We start from the raw sequence: 14,870 nt of genomic DNA, 5'->3' as shown, positions 1-14,870 counted from the left end.
GGACGCGCATGCCGACTTACCGAGAAGCGTATCGACGGTCGATCGACGAGCCCGAAGCGTTCTGGGCCGAACAGGCCCGTCGCATTCACTGGCAGACGCCGTTCGAGCGGGTGCTCGACCGCAGCAAGCCGCCGTTCGCGCGGTGGTTCGTCGGCGGCAAGACCAATCTGTGCCATAACGCCGTCGATCGGCATCTCGCGTCGCGTGCGCAACAGGACGCGCTCGTCTACGTATCGACGGAAACGGGCATCGAGCGCCGCTACACCTACGCCGAGCTGCACGCGGAAGTGAACCGCATGGCAGCCGTCATGCGCTCGCTGCACGTGAAGAAGGGCGATCGCGTGCTCATCTATCTGCCGATGATTCCCGAAGCGCTCTTCGCGATGCTCGCGTGCGCGCGCATCGGCGCGATCCACTCGGTCGTGTTCGGCGGCTTCGCGGCGCCGAATCTCGCGGCGCGCATCGACGATGCCGAGCCTGCGCTCATCGTCACCGCCGATGCCGGCGCGCGCGCGGGCAAGGTGATCGACTACACGCCGCTCGTCGACGAAGCGCTCTCGCGCGCCGAATACAAGGTGCCGCAAGTGCTCTTGATCGACCGGCAACTCGCGCCCGAGCGCTTGCAGGCGAGTTATCTCGTCGCGTACGAACCGCTGCGCGAGCAATTTTTCGACGCGCACGTGCCGTGCGAATGGCTCGAATCGAACGAGCCGTCGTACGTGCTCTACACGTCCGGCACGACGGGCAGGCCGAAGGGCGTGCAGCGCGATGTCGGCGGTTACGCGGTCGCGCTCGCCGCATCGATTGAGCACATCTTTCAGGGCGCGCCGGGCGACACGATGTTCACCGCATCGGACATCGGCTGGGTCGTGGGGCACAGCTACATCATTTATGCGCCGCTGATCGCCGGCCTCACGACCGTGATGTACGAAGGCACGCCGATTCGTCCCGACGGCGGCATCTGGTGGCGGCTCGTCCAGCAGTACAAGATCAATCTGATGTTCACCGCGCCGACCGCGATCCGCGTGCTGAAGAAGCAGGATCCGGCGCTGATGGAGAAATACGATCTGTCGAGCCTGCGCACGCTGTTTCTCGCGGGCGAGCCGCTCGACGAGCCGACTGCGCACTGGATCCAGAGCGCGTTGAAAAAGCCCGTCATCGACAATTACTGGCAGACGGAAACCGGCTGGCCGATGATCGCGATTCCGCGCGGCATCGAAGAATTGCCGTCGAAGCTCGGCTCGCCGGGCGTACCGTCGATGGGCTTCAATCTCACGCTGCGCAACGAAGCGACCGGCGATGCCTGCGCGCCCGGCGAGAAGGGCGTCGTCACGCTGGCGTATCCGCTGCCGCCGGGCTGCATGCAGACGGTGTGGCGCGACGACGAGCGCTTCGTCGACACGTACTGGAAGAGCGTGCCGAATCAGATGGTCTATTCGACCTTCGACTGGGGTGTGCAGGACGAGGACGGCTACGTGTCGATCCTCGGCCGCACCGACGATGTCATCAACGTGGCGGGGCATCGGCTCGGCACGCGCGAGATCGAAGAGGCGTTGTCGGCGCATCCGGCGGTCGCGGAGGTCGCGGTGGTCGGCATCGCCGATTCCGTGAAGGGGCAGGCGGCTGCGGCGTTCGTCGTGCTGCGCGATGCGGATCGCATCAATGCGCCGGGCGCGCGCGAGGGCATGGAAGCGGAGTTGTGTCACGCGGTGGATTCGCAGCTCGGCGCGATCGCGCGTCCGGCGCGCGTGCATTTCGTGACGATGCTGCCGAAGACGCGTTCGGGGAAGCTGCTGCGACGCGCGATCGCGGCGTTGGCGGAAGGGCGCGATCCGGGCGAGCTGCCGACGATCGAGGATCCGGGCGCGTTGATGCAGGTGAGGGAGGCGTTGGGAAACTGAGCGCCCAAAACACAACGGGCACGCGGTCCGGCGTGCCCGTTGTTATCGTCATCGCGTGCGCTCAGGCCTTCGCCTTCCCCTCATGCGTCTTCGGCAACAACACCGTCAACACGCCCAGCAACGGCAGGAACGCGCAAACCTTGTACACATAATCGATGCTGGTCGCATCCGCGAGATGCCCGAGCACCGCCGCGCCCACGCCGCCCATGCCGAACGCGAATCCGAAGAACAAGCCCGCGACCATCCCGACCTTGCCCGGAATCAGTTCCTGCGCATACACGAGAATCGCCGAGAACGCCGATGCCAGCACGAGCCCGATGATCACCGACAGCACGCCCGTCCAGAACAGGTTCGCGTAAGGCATCAAGAGCGTGAACGGCGCGACGCCGAGAATCGACACCCAGATCACCGCCTTGCGCCCGACCTTGTCGCCGACCGGACCGCCGATGATCGTGCCCGCCGCCACCGCCGCGAGGAACACGAACAGATGGATCTGCGCGGCCTGCACCGAAATGCCGAACTTGCTGATCAGATAGAACGTGAAGTAACTCGTGATGCTCGCCAGATAGAAGTACTTCGAGAACACGAGCAGCACGAGCACGCTCATCGCCATGACGACCTTGTTGCGCGGCAGCGTCGCGTGCGCGGTCTGCGCGCGGCCCTTCTTCGTCGCCGGATGACGCTTGTACCAGCGGCCGATATTCGCCAGCACGAACATCGCGACGAGCGCGGCCACCGAGAACCACGCGATGCTCTTTTGCCCGTGCGGGATGACGATCAGCGCGGCGAGCAAGGGACCCAACGACGAACCCGCGTTGCCGCCGACCTGAAAGAGCGACTGCGCGAGACCGTGCTTGCCGCCCGACGCCATGCGCGCCACCCGCGACGATTCCGGATGAAACACCGACGATCCGCAGCCGACCAGCGCCGCCGCGATCAAGAGCGTGCCGAAGCTGCCCGCGACCGACATCAGCAAGAGACCCGACAGCGTGAAGCCCATGCCGACCGGAAGCGAATACGGCTTCGGATGCTTGTCCGTGTACAGGCCGACGAGCGGTTGCAGCAGCGAAGCCGTCACCTGATACACGAGCGTGATGAGGCCGATCTGTCCGAACGTGAGCGCGAATTCGCTCTTGAACATCGGATAGATCGCCAGAATCAGCGACTGGATCATGTCGTTCAAAAGGTGCGAAAAGCTGATCGCGCCCAGAACGGAATAAACGGTGCGTTGCGCGCCCGCTGATGTCGCGGCGGAAGCGTTTGCAGAAGCGTTGGCGGAAGCGCCGGCCGATGCGCCGGAAGGCGACAAAGCGCCCTTGTCGATGCTCGTTTGCATAGTGATGGCTTGTGAAAGCAGGAAAGCGTCTCGGAATCGATCTTTTGTCAGTGCGACATTTATGCGCAGACTGAATTTCTGACAAGTGTAGGCTGTCCCCGACGCGTTGTCCTGCCAAGCTTTGTCGCGAATCGGACAGGATCGGCAGCGAATCCAGCTGCGATTTCGTCGCACGCAAGGTTTTTTGGCCGGTTATAAGAAGCGACGGCGGAGCGAACGAACGTGCGCTCCTGCTAAAAAAAGGCTCAAGAAAGCCCGCAAACCTGCCGTATTCCCGGCAGGGATCAGACCAGGACACGCCTCACGACGGCCAAGTCCAAAGAACAAATTCGGGGATTCGATCGATGAAACTGTTTTCGCTACGCGGCGCAAAAGACGCGGGCTTCATGGCGCATGACGAAGCGAAGCGCACGCTATCAGTCAAGGCATCGCTCAGGCTGGCTTTCGGACTCGTGCTCGCGGGCACGCTCGTCATCGGCGCAATTTCGCTCACGCAGATCAGCCGTCTGAACGGCGCGACCGAATCCATCTACACGCAAGGCTACGTCGCGAGCCGCGCGGCCGAGGAAACGCGCGGCTATCTGCTGCGCGCGAGCCGGTCGCAGAAGATGCTGCTCACCGCGAGCACGGCGAAAGAGCGCGACGATCTCGGCGCGCAGATCGAGCAATCGCTCGCCGAAATCGGACGTGAACAGGCGCAGCTCGCGCAATACATCGATCACGCCGACAAGGACGCGCTCGCGCAGCAAAAGAACTTCTCGATCGCGCTCGGCAAGTGGGCCGAGAATCTGCGGACGTTCGTGAAGCTCGTGAAGGAGCAACCGCTCGATCTCTCGCAGATGAACTGGCAAGTCGGCATGCAGGACGTGTCGCTGCTCGTCGAAACGGGCAAGCTCGAAAAGATGGTCGATGAACTCGTCGCGCGCCGCGGCGCCGCAGCCAAGGCGACGATCGAATCCGCCGCGTTCATCTTCCATTCGTCGTTCGTGATGGTGTCGGTGCTGACGCTCGCGTTGTTCGCGCTCGCGATCGTCGTCTCCGAATGGGTCGTGCGGCGTCTCGCCGGCCAGCTCGGCGGCGAGCCCGGTTATGCGAAGGACATCGCGCGTCGCATCGCATCGGGCGATCTCGCGTATCCGGTCAAGCTCAAGCGTCGCGACGACGCGTCGATGCTTCACGCGCTCTCCGAAATGCAGGCGGGACTGTCGTCGACCGTCGGCGATATCGCGGCGAGCGCGGAGGCGATCGCTTCGGCATCGAGCGAGATTTCAACGGGCAACGTCGACTTGTCGCGCCGTACCGAGGAGCAGGCCGTCGCGCTGGAAAAAACCGCGGCCAGCATGGAGCAGCTCACGTCGACGGTGCGTCAGAACGCCGACAATGCGAAGCAGGCGAGCACGCTCGCGGCGAGCGCGTCGGAGATCGCGGAGAAGGGCGGCGCGGTCGTGGGCCGCGTCGTCGAAACGATGCAGCGCATCGATGCGAGCGCGAAGAGCATCGGCGACATCATCGGCGTGATCGAGGGCATCGCGTTCCAGACCAACATCCTCGCGCTGAACGCGGCGGTCGAAGCGGCGCGCGCGGGCGAGCAGGGACGCGGCTTCGCGGTCGTCGCGGGCGAGGTGCGCAGTCTCGCGCAGCGTTCGTCGTCGGCGGCGAAGGAGATCAAAGGGCTCATCGATACATCGGTGTCGCGCGTGTCGGACGGCTCGACCTACGCGCAGGAAGCGGGCGCCACGATGGAGGAAGTCGTCAAGGCCGTGCGCCGCGTGACGGACATCATGGGCGAGATCTCGGCGGCATCGGCGGAGCAGAAGACGGGCATCGAGTCGATCGGCGAGGCCGTCACGAAGATGGACGCGAACACGCAGCAGAACGCCGCGCTCGTCGAACAGGCGGCGGCCGCCGCGCAATCGCTCGACGATCAGGCGCGCGCGCTCAAGTCGCTCGTCGGAAAATTCCAGTTGGCCTGACGCAAGGCTTGAGGATAGAATCGCGGACGGGCGCGGCAGGGCGCCCGGTCTCGCGAAAGTCTTACGCACCTGCCGTGCAGCACCTCAACTTTGGATCGAACCGCAACGTCGAACCTTTATAGCCGCAGCGAGAACGGCGCAACAAAGGAACAACGTCATGTGGTCTACATCCTGTCCGATCTCTTCTTCCGTTTCCAATAGCGACTATCTGCGCGAACATGCGCGGCGTCTGCTTCGTCACGCCCGCGACGGCGATACGAGCGCGTCGATGCCCGTTCTGCGCCGCCTGCTCGCGACGAACGTCACGCGCGCGGAACGCCTCGCCGATCTGCACGCGATGCGCGACGATCTGCAACTGAAGCATCTGCTTTCGATGCTCGCCGTCGAACTCGGCTACCCAGGCTGGGACGCGTGCAAATCCCACATCGACGAACAGCCGGACGCGGCGATCGACCGCTATCGGCTCGACGCCGGCGCGTTCAACGACTACGAGAAGAACTGGTTTGCGAACGAATCGGAAGCACGCGAATGGCAGCGCGCGCACGGCGGCTATATCGTGCGATACGGCGAGCAGGCCGTGGCGATTCTGAAGCGGGAATAAGGCGGAGGAAGGGGTCTGCGCGCAAGAAGGAAGCCGCTCAGATGAGCTCGACTTCCTTCCAGTTCGCGCTAAAGAAAAAACGGCTCAGCTCCTTCGTGAGCTCGTTCAGTGCGCTCATCTCGGCGGGCGAGATCTTGCGCACGTGTTGCGGCGAAGTCCAGTCGCCGTAGATCAGCGCGACGGTCGTATCGTTCGATTTCACCGGCAGCACGACGAACGCCTGCGCTTCGCCGAGCGTCTCCTTGTACCAGCGCGGCAGGCGGGCGTCGATGCGCGCGTCGTGCGCGTTCTCGATGAAGATGCCGACCGGATTGCTGATCGCGAGATGAAACACGTCGGGCCGGAACTCCGCCGAGAAGCGCAGTTTCGGCAACATCGGCTCGACGCCCGCGCCGAGGCCGAGACGCGCGTGGAATTCGTTGTTGGCCTGGCGCACGAACACCACGGTGCGCGACAGATGCAGGCTGCCGAGTATCGATTCCGACGCGAGCGCGAGCGCGGGCGCGAGCGCATTCTTCGACGGCAACGAGCGCAAGTCCGCGACGCTCGCGCCGATGCGCGCCTCCGCCGATACGTTCGCGCGCGCCATGGCATCGGCGTTGGCCTGCAGCTCGGAGATCTCGCGCATCACGCCGTCGCTCGCTTCTTCGTTCGCGAGCGCGAGGCTCATCGACGTGAGCGTGTCGGCGTCGGTGTTGAGCGGTCCGGTGTAGCGGTTCGCGATATCGAAGAGCACCGATTCGCGGCCGTCCGCGGCCACGTTTTGCGCCGTGAGCGCGTCCGCGACTTCGGTCGAATAGTTGGAGATCGCGCGCAGCCAGCGAACGTGCTTCGGCACGGTTTCATCGACAGGCGCGTTCGGATCGGTCGCGCGCATGCCTTCGCGAATCGTCTCGGGCAGACGCCAGCGGTCCGCCGCTTCGAGGCCGATCTCGTCGAAGGTGACGCCGAGCAGCGCGGCACAGGCGGCGCTGTCGGGGATGTTTTCCGAAGCGGCCTTGCGGCGCAACTGATCCCACTCGTGTTCGAGATAGAACGCGACGAGCAGCTTGCCGATCTGCCGCATCAGCGTGCAGACGACCGCTTCCTCGGCGGAGCGCAAGTCCTTGTGCTCGGTGAGCTGCCGCGCGACCGCGCCCGAGAGCAGGGTGCGGTTCAGTTCGAGCTTCGCGTCGATACGGCGCGGCGCGCTCTGATGGAAGTGGTCGACGAGCTTCAACCCGACGACGAGATGACCGACGGCGTCCATGCCGAGCACCATCAACGCGCGCGTGACGGTGGTGATGTTGCCGCCGAACGCGATGTACATCGCCGAGTTGGCGAGCCGCAGCACCTTCTGCGTGAGGCCGACGTCCGACAGCACGACTTGCACGAGGGACGTGAAGTCGAGGTCGTCATCGCTCATTGCGGACACAGTCGAGCGCAGCGCCTGAGACAGCATGGGGAAATCCCCGCGCTCGCTCATGCGCGACCACAGCTTGTCCAGTAGTTCGGCCTTGGTGCGTGCCATTGCAAAAAATAAGAACTCGTTCGTTACGCGACGGCTAACCCGAGGCGGTCCTGCAATCCAGCACCCAACAACGAAATGTACACGTTATTAGGGAGTTACGGCGCGTGCTTCGATTAAAACACGAACAATCGTCCGTTCATAATGTCTCGTGCAATACGAGCGAATGCGACTGGAACGAGCGCGCCAGCTCGTCCGACGGCAACGCATGGCTGATGAGCCAGCCCTGAATATGGTCGCATCCCAGGTCCGCGAGCAAATCCCGCTGCGCCTCGGTTTCGACGCCTTCGGCCACCAGCTCCAGTCCGAGCGATTGCGCCAGCCCGACCACCGCGCTCACGATCGCGCGATTGTTTCGGGACGTAATCAGGTTCTCGACAAAGCTGCGGTCGATCTTGAGCTTCGAGAGCGGAAAACGTTGCAAATAGGCGAGGCTCGAATAGCCGGTGCCGAAATCGTCGACGGCGAAGCGGATGCCGATCGTCGTCAGCGTTTCGAGCAGGCGCGTCGCTTCCTCCGGATCGTGCATCAAAAGGCTTTCGGTGATCTCGAACACGAGCCGCCGCGCGTCGATGCCGGTGAGCGCGAGCGCTTCTTTTACTGCGGCGGTGAATCGTTTGTCGCGGAACTGCTGCGGCGACACGTTCACCGACACGTAATCGAGCCGGATGCCGATCGCGTCCCACTGCACGATCTGCATGCACGCGGCCTTCAGCACCCAGTTGCCCAGATAATTGATGAGGCCGATGGATTCCGCGAGCGGAATGAACGTCGACGGCGGCACGAGCCCGTGCACCGGATGATTCCAGCGCATCAGCGCTTCCACGCCGACCACCGCGCCCGTGCGGATCTTCGTGATCGGCTGGAAGTAGAGCGAGAACTCACCGTTGCGCACGGCTTCGTACAGGTCCGCTTCGAGCTTGAGGCGCTCGGCGTCGGCGGGGTTGTCGTCGATCGTGTGGAAGACGAGCGCATTGCCGCCCGATTCCTTCGCCTGCGCGAGCGCCTGATCGGCCATGCGCAAGAGGTTGGTCTGCGCTTCGCTTTTCGCGAGCCTGCCCGCCTGATCCGGATACAGCGCGACGCCCACGCTCGCCGACAAATGCGTGTGCTGCCCGCGATGCCGGTAGGGCTGCGCGATCGCGGTGAGCAAGCGCCGCCCGAGACTTTCGGCGAGTTCCGCCGTGGTGCCGGGCGGCAGCAGCACGGCGAATTCGTCGCCGGCCACGCGCGCGACGCGCTCGCCGTGTCCCGCCGTATGCTGGATGCGCCGCGCGGTTTCGCGCAGCAGCTCGTCGCCGGCGTCGTAGCCGAGCGCGCGGTTGATGCGCTGATAATCGTCGATGTCGAGCAGCACGAGTCCCGCGTGCGTGCGCGTGAGTTCGGCTTCGTCCTGCGCCGCAACGATCGCGGCCTTCAGGGCGATGAGATTGTCGAGGCCCGTCAGCGCATCGTGATTGATCGTATGCACGAGCGCCGCTTCGCGCTCGCGCCAGTGCGTCACGTCGAAGGCGGCGAGCGCGAAGCCGGGCATGCCGCGCGCGGCCGTCGACACGAGCCGCAACTCGACGCAGATCGGATAGGTGAGCGACTTCACGACCGTCAGCGTCGCCGATTCGAGCTTGCCGCTCACGCGCGCCCGCGCGACGAGCGCATGCAGCTCGTCGGCTTCCTCGGATGCGACGAGATCGTGCAGCGTCAGCATGCTCAGATAATCGCGGTGATAGCCGATGAACTCGATGCTCGCATCCGACACATACTGGAAGCGCAGCGCGTCGTCGAGCTGGGCGAGGAAGTCGACCGCGCCGAGCGTGGCCTCGGACGCGTCGGTCAGGGCATTCGCGACGGCGGCGACGGGCGCATCCGGCGCGCCGGCCCCGGGCGATGTCGCGGGCGCGGGCGGCTCCCCGGCGCTCTCGGGATGCCGCTCGCGCGCGGCGCTTCCCCATGCGCGAGAGAGCGCATCGAGCGCGATGCGCCACGGTGCGCGGCGGGAGACGTTGATCCGGTTCGCTTGCATGGTCTCGTTGGTTTCTGGCGGCTGCGCCTGCTGTTTCGGCCAGGCGGCGGCGCGCGGAACACGCGCCTCGCGGGTTCCGGCCGGGACGTGCCGCAATGAGGCGCGACACGCTCTATCAGGCGAGTTATCGGCGCGATCGGGGATTTCTTTAACCGGCGGCGCGGATGCGGCGGGCGCATCGCGGCATCAAGAACGTCCAGTTATTGTCGATATGAGGTTTCATATTATCTCGTCAGGAGAATTCGGTTACAGTGGCGCGTTTGCGGCCGGGAACCCGTTCTCTCGTCGGTGTGCCGCCGGACGCAGGGCTTTCGCCGTGCTGTTGACCATCAGAATTCCGTTCGACTCGTTCGCCCCATGATCGAATCCACCAAGCGGCCGGCCTGTGCCATAGCCAAGGCCATCGAGCCGGCCATCACGCAACGCTTCACGGCGCCGCCGCGCGCATCCGACCAGTCCGCGCCATGCCCGATTCTTCCCTGAAGCGCGCGGCATCGGCGCGGCGCGGGCAAAGCGTCTATGTCGGGCGTCAGCCGATCCTCGACGGCGAAGGCGCGCTCGTCGCCTACGAACTGCTCTTTCGCGACAGCCCCGACAATCGCGCCCGCATCCACGACGACGTGCAGGCGACCGCGCATGTCGTCGCGCGCACGATCGGCGAGATGGGCGTGCCGGCGGTGCTCGGGCCGCATCCCGGTTACGTGAACATGAACCGCGAGCTGCTGTTCGACGACATCGTCCACATCATGCAGCCCGAGCGTTTCGTGCTGGAGCTGCTGGAAAGCATCACGTTCGACGAGTCGCTATTCAAACGCTGCGCGCAGTTGCGCAACGCGGGCTTTCGCTTCGCGCTCGACGACGTCGTGAAGCTCGACGACGCGCTGCATGCCGCGCTGCCGACCGTCGATATCGTCAAGGTCGATTTCCTCGCCGCGGACGATCGGCATCTGCCGCTACTCGCTGCGGAAGTGAAGCGGCGCGGCAAGCTGCTCGTGGCGGAAAAGATCGAGACGTTCGACGATCTGACGCGCGCCAAACGTCTCGGCTTCGATCTCTTTCAGGGCTATTTCTTCGCGCGGCCGCAGGTGCTTTCGGCGCGGCGCGAGAGCCCGGCGCGCGGCTCGCTCCTGCGCCTCATGGCCGTGCTCGCCGGCGAGCCGGGCCTGCGCGAGCTGGAAGCGGAACTGAAGCGCAATCCGGATATCGTCGTGCAGCTGATGCGTCTCGCGAATTCGAGTGCGCAGACGCGCGGGCGGCGCGTGTCGTCGTTGCGCGAGGCGATCGCCGCGACCGGCACGCGCCAGTTGATGCGCTGGGCGCAGCTGCTGCTTTACGCGGACGGCAGCGGTTTGCCGTGGCGCTCGGATCCGCTGCTGCAACTCGTCGGCACGCGCGCGCGCTTCCTGGAGCTCGCGGCCGAAAAGCTGCGTCCCGCCGACGAAGCCTTCTCCGACGCCGCGTTCATGACCGGCATCTTCTCGCTCGTGCATGTCGTGCTGAACATGCAGCCCGTGGAAATTCTCGATAAGCTCCATCTGGCGGCCGAAATCCGCACGGCCATTCTCGCGGGCGAAGGCTTGCTCGGCGCGCTGCTCGGCATCGCGCGGGCTGCCGAGCGGGGCGATGCGCCCGCCATCGACGCGAGCCGGCACGCGCAGCCATCGCTCGACGTGCTCACGCCCGCGGTGCTCGCGAAACTGCAATTCGAAGCGGCGGCGTGGTTCGCGCAACACCGGATGGATCAGGGCGAGGACGACGCATAGCCGGCGTCTTTGCATGAACGAGGTCTTCGAAAGGAGCGCGCATGAAAAGATTTTCCGGTTTGAAAGCGGGTGCTGTTCTGGCGATGGCCGCGGCCGCGGCCGTTTATCCGCTCGTCGCAGGCGCGACGCTCAAGCCCGGGGATGCCGCGCCCGACTTCACCGCGCAGGCGTCGCTCGGCGGCAACGTGTACGACTATTCGCTCGCCGATGCCCTCAAGAAAGGCCCGGTCGTGCTGTACTTCTATCCGGCGGCGTTCACGAAGGGCTGCACGATCGAGGCGCATGAATTCGCGGAAGCGGTCGATCAGTACAAGGCCGAAGGCGCGACGGTCATCGGCGTGTCGCACGACAACATCGATACGTTGAAGAAGTTTTCGGTGAGCGAATGCCGCAGCAAGTTTCCGGTCGCGGCGGACGAAAACTCGAAGATCATCAAGTCCTACGACGCCTCCATGCCGATGAAAAGCACGATGGCCAATCGCGTGTCCTACGTGATCGCGCCCGACGGCCGCGTCATTTACGAATACACGAGCCTGTCGCCGGACCAGCACGTCGCCAACACGCTGCAGGCGCTGCGCGACTGGAACGCGAAGCACAAGGCGCAGTGATACGCTGCGGTCTCATCGATTGAGCGTGCGGGAGGCGCGATGCCCATCGTCGTCGGACTGATCGTCTTAGGATTGCTGATTTACGGCGCGATATGGTCGTTCGACGCGCTACACGCGCACTTCGGCCTCGGCGTCGCGGTGGCGGTTGCGATCGTCGTGCTGGCGATCATCGCGGCGGGCGTGATGCGCTGGCTCGCGAGCCGCCGCGAGATCGCGCCGAATCTGCGCAAAGGCGAACACGGCGACTGGACCCACGAACTCAAATCCGACTGGGGCGGCGTGCGGGTCGCGGCGGGCAAGCGTCTGTGCGATGTGCGCGTCGGCGACGAGCGCGGCAGCTATATCTTCGCGGACCTGCGCGGCGCGCGCATGCGGCAGGCGAATGGAACGAACGGCGCGTGGCAGGTCGTGCTCGACGTGCGGGACGCGAAGCACGGCGAATGGACGCTGCCGATGCGTGATCGCGGCGAGGCGCACAAATGGGCGCGCATCCTGTCGCTCGCCACGCAGCAGAAGCTCTGACTATTCCGCGTGATAACCCATGTCGCCGCGTACCTTGCCGCGGAACACCCAGTACGACCAGATCACGTAGATCATCAGGACGGGCAGCAGAAACATCGTCCCGATCAGCAGAAACTGATGCGACAAGGGCGCGGCGGACGCATCCCAGAGCGTGACCGAAGGCGGCGCGATGAACGGCCACAGGCTGATGACGAGCCCCGTGAACGCGAGAAAGAAGAGCCCGATCGAGCACAGGAACGGCAGCACGTCGCGGTCTTTCGCGAGGCTCGACCAGAGCGTCCACGCGAGCAGCACGGTGAGCACAGGCACCGGCGCGAACGCCAGGCTGTCGGGGAAGGCAAACCAGCGCGCGGCAATGCGCGCGTCCTTGAGCGGCGTCCACAGGCTGATGAGCAGAATGAACGCGATCACGCCGATGAGCGCATAGCGCGCCATCTTGCGGCTCCAGTCCTGCAGTTCGCCTTCGGTCTTGAGCACGAGCCACGTCGTGCCTTGCAGCGCATAGCCGAAGATCAGCCCTACGCCGACGAGCAACGGAAACGGCGCGACCCAGTTCCAGCTCGTGCCGGCGTAGACGCGGCCTTCGATCGGGAAGCCCTGGATAAACATGCCGAGCACGATGCCCTGCGAGAACGTCGCGACGAGCGAGCCGCAGCCGAACGCACCGTCCCACAGCCATTTGCGCGCGCCGGTCACTTCGCGGAATTCGAACGCGACGCCGCGAAAGATCAGCCCGAGCAGCATGAAGAGAATCGGGAAATAAACGGCCGGCACGATGATCGCGAACGCGAGCGGAAACACCGCGAACAATCCGCCGCCGCCGAGAATGAGCCAGGTCTCGTTAAAGTCCCAGACGGGCGCGACGGAGTTGATCATCAGATTGCGCGATTCGGCGTCGCGGCGCAGCAGAAAAACCATGCCTACGCCGAGATCGAAGCCGTCGAGCAGCACATACATGAACACCGCCAGCGCGAGAATGGCGGCCCACAGCGGCACGAGATCGAGCATCGCGTTCTCCGGTTCGTTGCTTATTTGCGTCCGCGGCCGGGCGGCACGATGTCGTCCTCGCTCACGCGGGGCGTCGCGCCGTTCGCGCCCGCCGATACCGCCGACAGCGGACGCGCCGCGCGCGCCTTCGTATCGAGTTCGTCCTTTTCGTGCGCATGGCCGACTTCGGCCGGCCCGACGCGCACCAGCCGCCGCAGCAGGAACAAACCCGCGCCGAAGATCACGAGATAGGCGAGCACATAGAGCAGCCACGAGAGACCGACATCGGCGGCGGTGAGCGAGGGCGTCACCGAATCCTTCGTGCGCAGGATGCCGTAGACCGTCCACGGCTGACGGCCGGCCTCGGTCGTCGTCCAGCCGGCGATCACCGCGATGAAGCCGAGCGGCATCGCCCACGTCGCCGCGCGCAGCCAGCGCGTGCTCGTCTCGATGCGCCCGCGCGCGAACTGCACGATGCCCCACAGCACGAGCGCGAACATCAGCAGCGCGATGCCGACCATGATGTGAAACGCGAAGAATACGACCGCGACGGGCGGCCGGTCCTCGCGCGGAAAGTCCTTGAGGCCGCGCACGTAGCCGTTGGGGTCGTGCGTGAGATAAATGCTGCCGAGCACCGGAATCGAGATTTCGAAGTGATTGCGTTCCTCGTCCTGATCGGGAATCGAGAAGAGATTGGCCGGAACGCGCGTGCCGGATTCCCAGAGCGCTTCCATCGCCGCGAGCTTGGCCGGCTGATGCTTGAGCGTGTTGAGTCCATGCGCGTCGCCGATCACCATCTGCACCGGCACCATGATGATGAGAAAGATCAGCGACATCTTCACCATCACGCGGCTTTCCTCGAGCGCGCGGCGCTGGCGCAGATACATCGCGCCGACGCCGAGAATCACGAAGCCGGCCGTCACGAGAAACGCGCTCACCGTGTGCCCGAGCCGGTACGGAAACGACGGCGTGAAGATCACGTCGAAGAAGCTCACCACTTCGAAGCGGCCGTCCGGCAGCAGGCGGTGGCCTTGCGGCGTCTGCATCCAGCTATTGACGGCGAGAATCCAGAACGACGAGATCACGGTGCCCGCCGCGACGAAAATCGCCGACATCACATGCGCCCACTGCGGCACGAGCTTGCGCCCGAAGAGCAGCACGCCGAGAAACGCCGATTCGAGGAAGAACGCCGTCAGCACTTCGTAGCCCATCAGCGGGCCGACGACGTTCGCAGTCGCATCCGAAAAACGGCTCCAGTTGGTGCCGAACTGAAACGGCATCACGATGCCCGACACCACGCCCATGCCGAACGACACCGCGAAAATTTTCAGCCAGAACGCCGACAGGCGACGATAGACGTCGCGCTTCGTGATCCACCAGTTGAATTCGAGCGTCGCGATGAAGCACGACAGACCGACCGTGAAGGCCGGCAACAGAATGTGAAAGGCGACGACCCACGCGAACTGGAAGCGGGAGAGCAGGACCGAGTCGACATCCATGAACGCTCCTTGTTCAGGCTTTTTGCAGCGGATGTGTCGAAAGGCGCGCCTCGCGCGGGCGCTTTTCTCCTTAATAGCATGGTTTTAAGGAACGCGACCACACGCCGCGCGGCGAAGCGCCGCGTGCGCCTGCCGCGAATGCACCCGTTTGGT

Annotated in this window: 11 protein-coding genes; 6 read left to right on the top strand and 5 right to left on the bottom strand. The window is 64.7% G+C overall.

Annotated features, from left to right (window positions below; translation table 11 throughout):
* Positions 1 to 8 precede the first annotated feature (8 nt).
* Positions 9 to 1,901, top strand: a complete 1,893-nt coding sequence (locus NCS67_RS08455) for a propionate--CoA ligase (RefSeq protein WP_250434916.1) — start codon at positions 9 to 11, stop codon at positions 1,899 to 1,901.
* Positions 1,902 to 1,962: 61 nt separating this feature from the next.
* Here NCS67_RS08455 and NCS67_RS08450 read toward each other — a convergent pair whose 3' ends face one another.
* Positions 1,963 to 3,237, bottom strand: coding sequence for an MFS transporter (locus NCS67_RS08450; RefSeq protein WP_008341940.1), 1,275 nt, complete (start codon positions 3,235 to 3,237; stop codon positions 1,963 to 1,965).
* 344 nt (positions 3,238 to 3,581) lie between these two features.
* On the opposite strand from NCS67_RS08450, the gene NCS67_RS08445 reads away from it, so the two are divergent.
* Positions 3,582 to 5,210, top strand: a complete 1,629-nt coding sequence (locus NCS67_RS08445; RefSeq protein ID WP_008341939.1) for a methyl-accepting chemotaxis protein — start codon at positions 3,582 to 3,584, stop codon at positions 5,208 to 5,210.
* A 157-nt stretch (positions 5,211 to 5,367) separates the two neighbouring features.
* Positions 5,368 to 5,811 carry a hypothetical protein gene (locus tag NCS67_RS08440; protein WP_008341938.1) on the top strand — a complete coding sequence of 148 codons (444 nt, stop codon included), beginning with the start codon at positions 5,368 to 5,370 and terminating at the stop codon, positions 5,809 to 5,811.
* 37 nt (positions 5,812 to 5,848) lie between these two features.
* On the opposite strand, the gene NCS67_RS08435 is transcribed toward NCS67_RS08440, so the two are convergent.
* Both NCS67_RS08435 and NCS67_RS08430 read right to left on the bottom strand, forming a co-directional pair.
* Complete coding sequence (locus NCS67_RS08435; protein WP_008341937.1) at positions 5,849 to 7,321, bottom strand: HDOD domain-containing protein; 1,473 nt, start codon at positions 7,319 to 7,321, stop codon at positions 5,849 to 5,851.
* A gap of 136 nt (positions 7,322 to 7,457) precedes the next feature.
* A complete protein-coding gene (locus NCS67_RS08430; protein ID WP_008341936.1) occupies positions 7,458 to 9,338 on the bottom strand; it encodes a putative bifunctional diguanylate cyclase/phosphodiesterase in 1,881 nt (626 codons plus the stop codon).
* A gap of 464 nt (positions 9,339 to 9,802) precedes the next feature.
* Here NCS67_RS08430 and NCS67_RS08425 point away from each other — a divergent pair, with 464 nt between their 5' ends.
* The 3 genes from NCS67_RS08425 to NCS67_RS08415 are packed head-to-tail and all read left to right on the top strand — an operon-like array spanning position 9,803 to position 12,231.
* Positions 9,803 to 11,101: an EAL and HDOD domain-containing protein gene (locus NCS67_RS08425; RefSeq protein ID WP_008341935.1), complete on the top strand. Its 1,299-nt coding sequence runs from the start codon at positions 9,803 to 9,805 to the stop codon at positions 11,099 to 11,101.
* A gap of 41 nt (positions 11,102 to 11,142) precedes the next feature.
* Complete coding sequence (locus NCS67_RS08420) at positions 11,143 to 11,709, top strand: peroxiredoxin (RefSeq protein ID WP_250434915.1); 567 nt, start codon at positions 11,143 to 11,145, stop codon at positions 11,707 to 11,709.
* Positions 11,710 to 11,748: 39 nt separating this feature from the next.
* Complete coding sequence (locus NCS67_RS08415; RefSeq protein WP_034473033.1) at positions 11,749 to 12,231, top strand: hypothetical protein; 483 nt, start codon at positions 11,749 to 11,751, stop codon at positions 12,229 to 12,231.
* Here NCS67_RS08415 and cydB read toward each other — a convergent pair whose 3' ends face one another.
* Together cydB and NCS67_RS08405 are read right to left on the bottom strand one after the other, a co-directional pair.
* Entirely contained in the window at positions 12,232 to 13,239 is a 1,008-nt protein-coding gene (cydB, locus tag NCS67_RS08410) for a cytochrome d ubiquinol oxidase subunit II (RefSeq protein ID WP_034473035.1), read from the bottom strand.
* Positions 13,240 to 13,259: 20 nt separating this feature from the next.
* Positions 13,260 to 14,717: a cytochrome ubiquinol oxidase subunit I gene (locus NCS67_RS08405; protein WP_250434914.1), complete on the bottom strand. Its 1,458-nt coding sequence runs from the start codon at positions 14,715 to 14,717 to the stop codon at positions 13,260 to 13,262.
* Between the last annotated feature and the right edge of the window lie 153 nt (positions 14,718 to 14,870).

Source organism: Caballeronia sp. ATUFL_F2_KS9A, from assembly GCF_023630765.1.
GTDB lineage: Bacteria > Pseudomonadota > Gammaproteobacteria > Burkholderiales > Burkholderiaceae > Caballeronia > Caballeronia zhejiangensis.
Note: the sequence above shows the minus strand (reverse complement) of the source record. Positions and strands in the feature narration are given on the sequence as shown.

What these genes read in the sequence shown, in the direction of transcription:
- NCS67_RS08455 (WP_250434916.1), top strand. Translation starts at nt 9, where the DNA reads ATGCCGACTTACCGAGAAGCGTATCGACGGTCGATCGACGAGCCCGAA.
- NCS67_RS08450 (WP_008341940.1), bottom strand. Translation starts at nt 3,237, where the DNA reads ATGCAAACGAGCATCGACAAGGGCGCTTTGTCGCCTTCCGGCGCATCG.
- NCS67_RS08445 (WP_008341939.1), top strand. Translation starts at nt 3,582, where the DNA reads ATGAAACTGTTTTCGCTACGCGGCGCAAAAGACGCGGGCTTCATGGCG.
- NCS67_RS08440 (WP_008341938.1), top strand. Translation starts at nt 5,368, where the DNA reads ATGTGGTCTACATCCTGTCCGATCTCTTCTTCCGTTTCCAATAGCGAC.
- NCS67_RS08435 (WP_008341937.1), bottom strand. Translation starts at nt 7,321, where the DNA reads ATGGCACGCACCAAGGCCGAACTACTGGACAAGCTGTGGTCGCGCATG.
- NCS67_RS08430 (WP_008341936.1), bottom strand. Translation starts at nt 9,338, where the DNA reads ATGCAAGCGAACCGGATCAACGTCTCCCGCCGCGCACCGTGGCGCATC.
- NCS67_RS08425 (WP_008341935.1), top strand. Translation starts at nt 9,803, where the DNA reads ATGCCCGATTCTTCCCTGAAGCGCGCGGCATCGGCGCGGCGCGGGCAA.
- NCS67_RS08420 (WP_250434915.1), top strand. Translation starts at nt 11,143, where the DNA reads ATGAAAAGATTTTCCGGTTTGAAAGCGGGTGCTGTTCTGGCGATGGCC.
- NCS67_RS08415 (WP_034473033.1), top strand. Translation starts at nt 11,749, where the DNA reads ATGCCCATCGTCGTCGGACTGATCGTCTTAGGATTGCTGATTTACGGC.
- cydB (WP_034473035.1), bottom strand. Translation starts at nt 13,239, where the DNA reads ATGCTCGATCTCGTGCCGCTGTGGGCCGCCATTCTCGCGCTGGCGGTG.
- NCS67_RS08405 (WP_250434914.1), bottom strand. Translation starts at nt 14,717, where the DNA reads ATGGATGTCGACTCGGTCCTGCTCTCCCGCTTCCAGTTCGCGTGGGTC.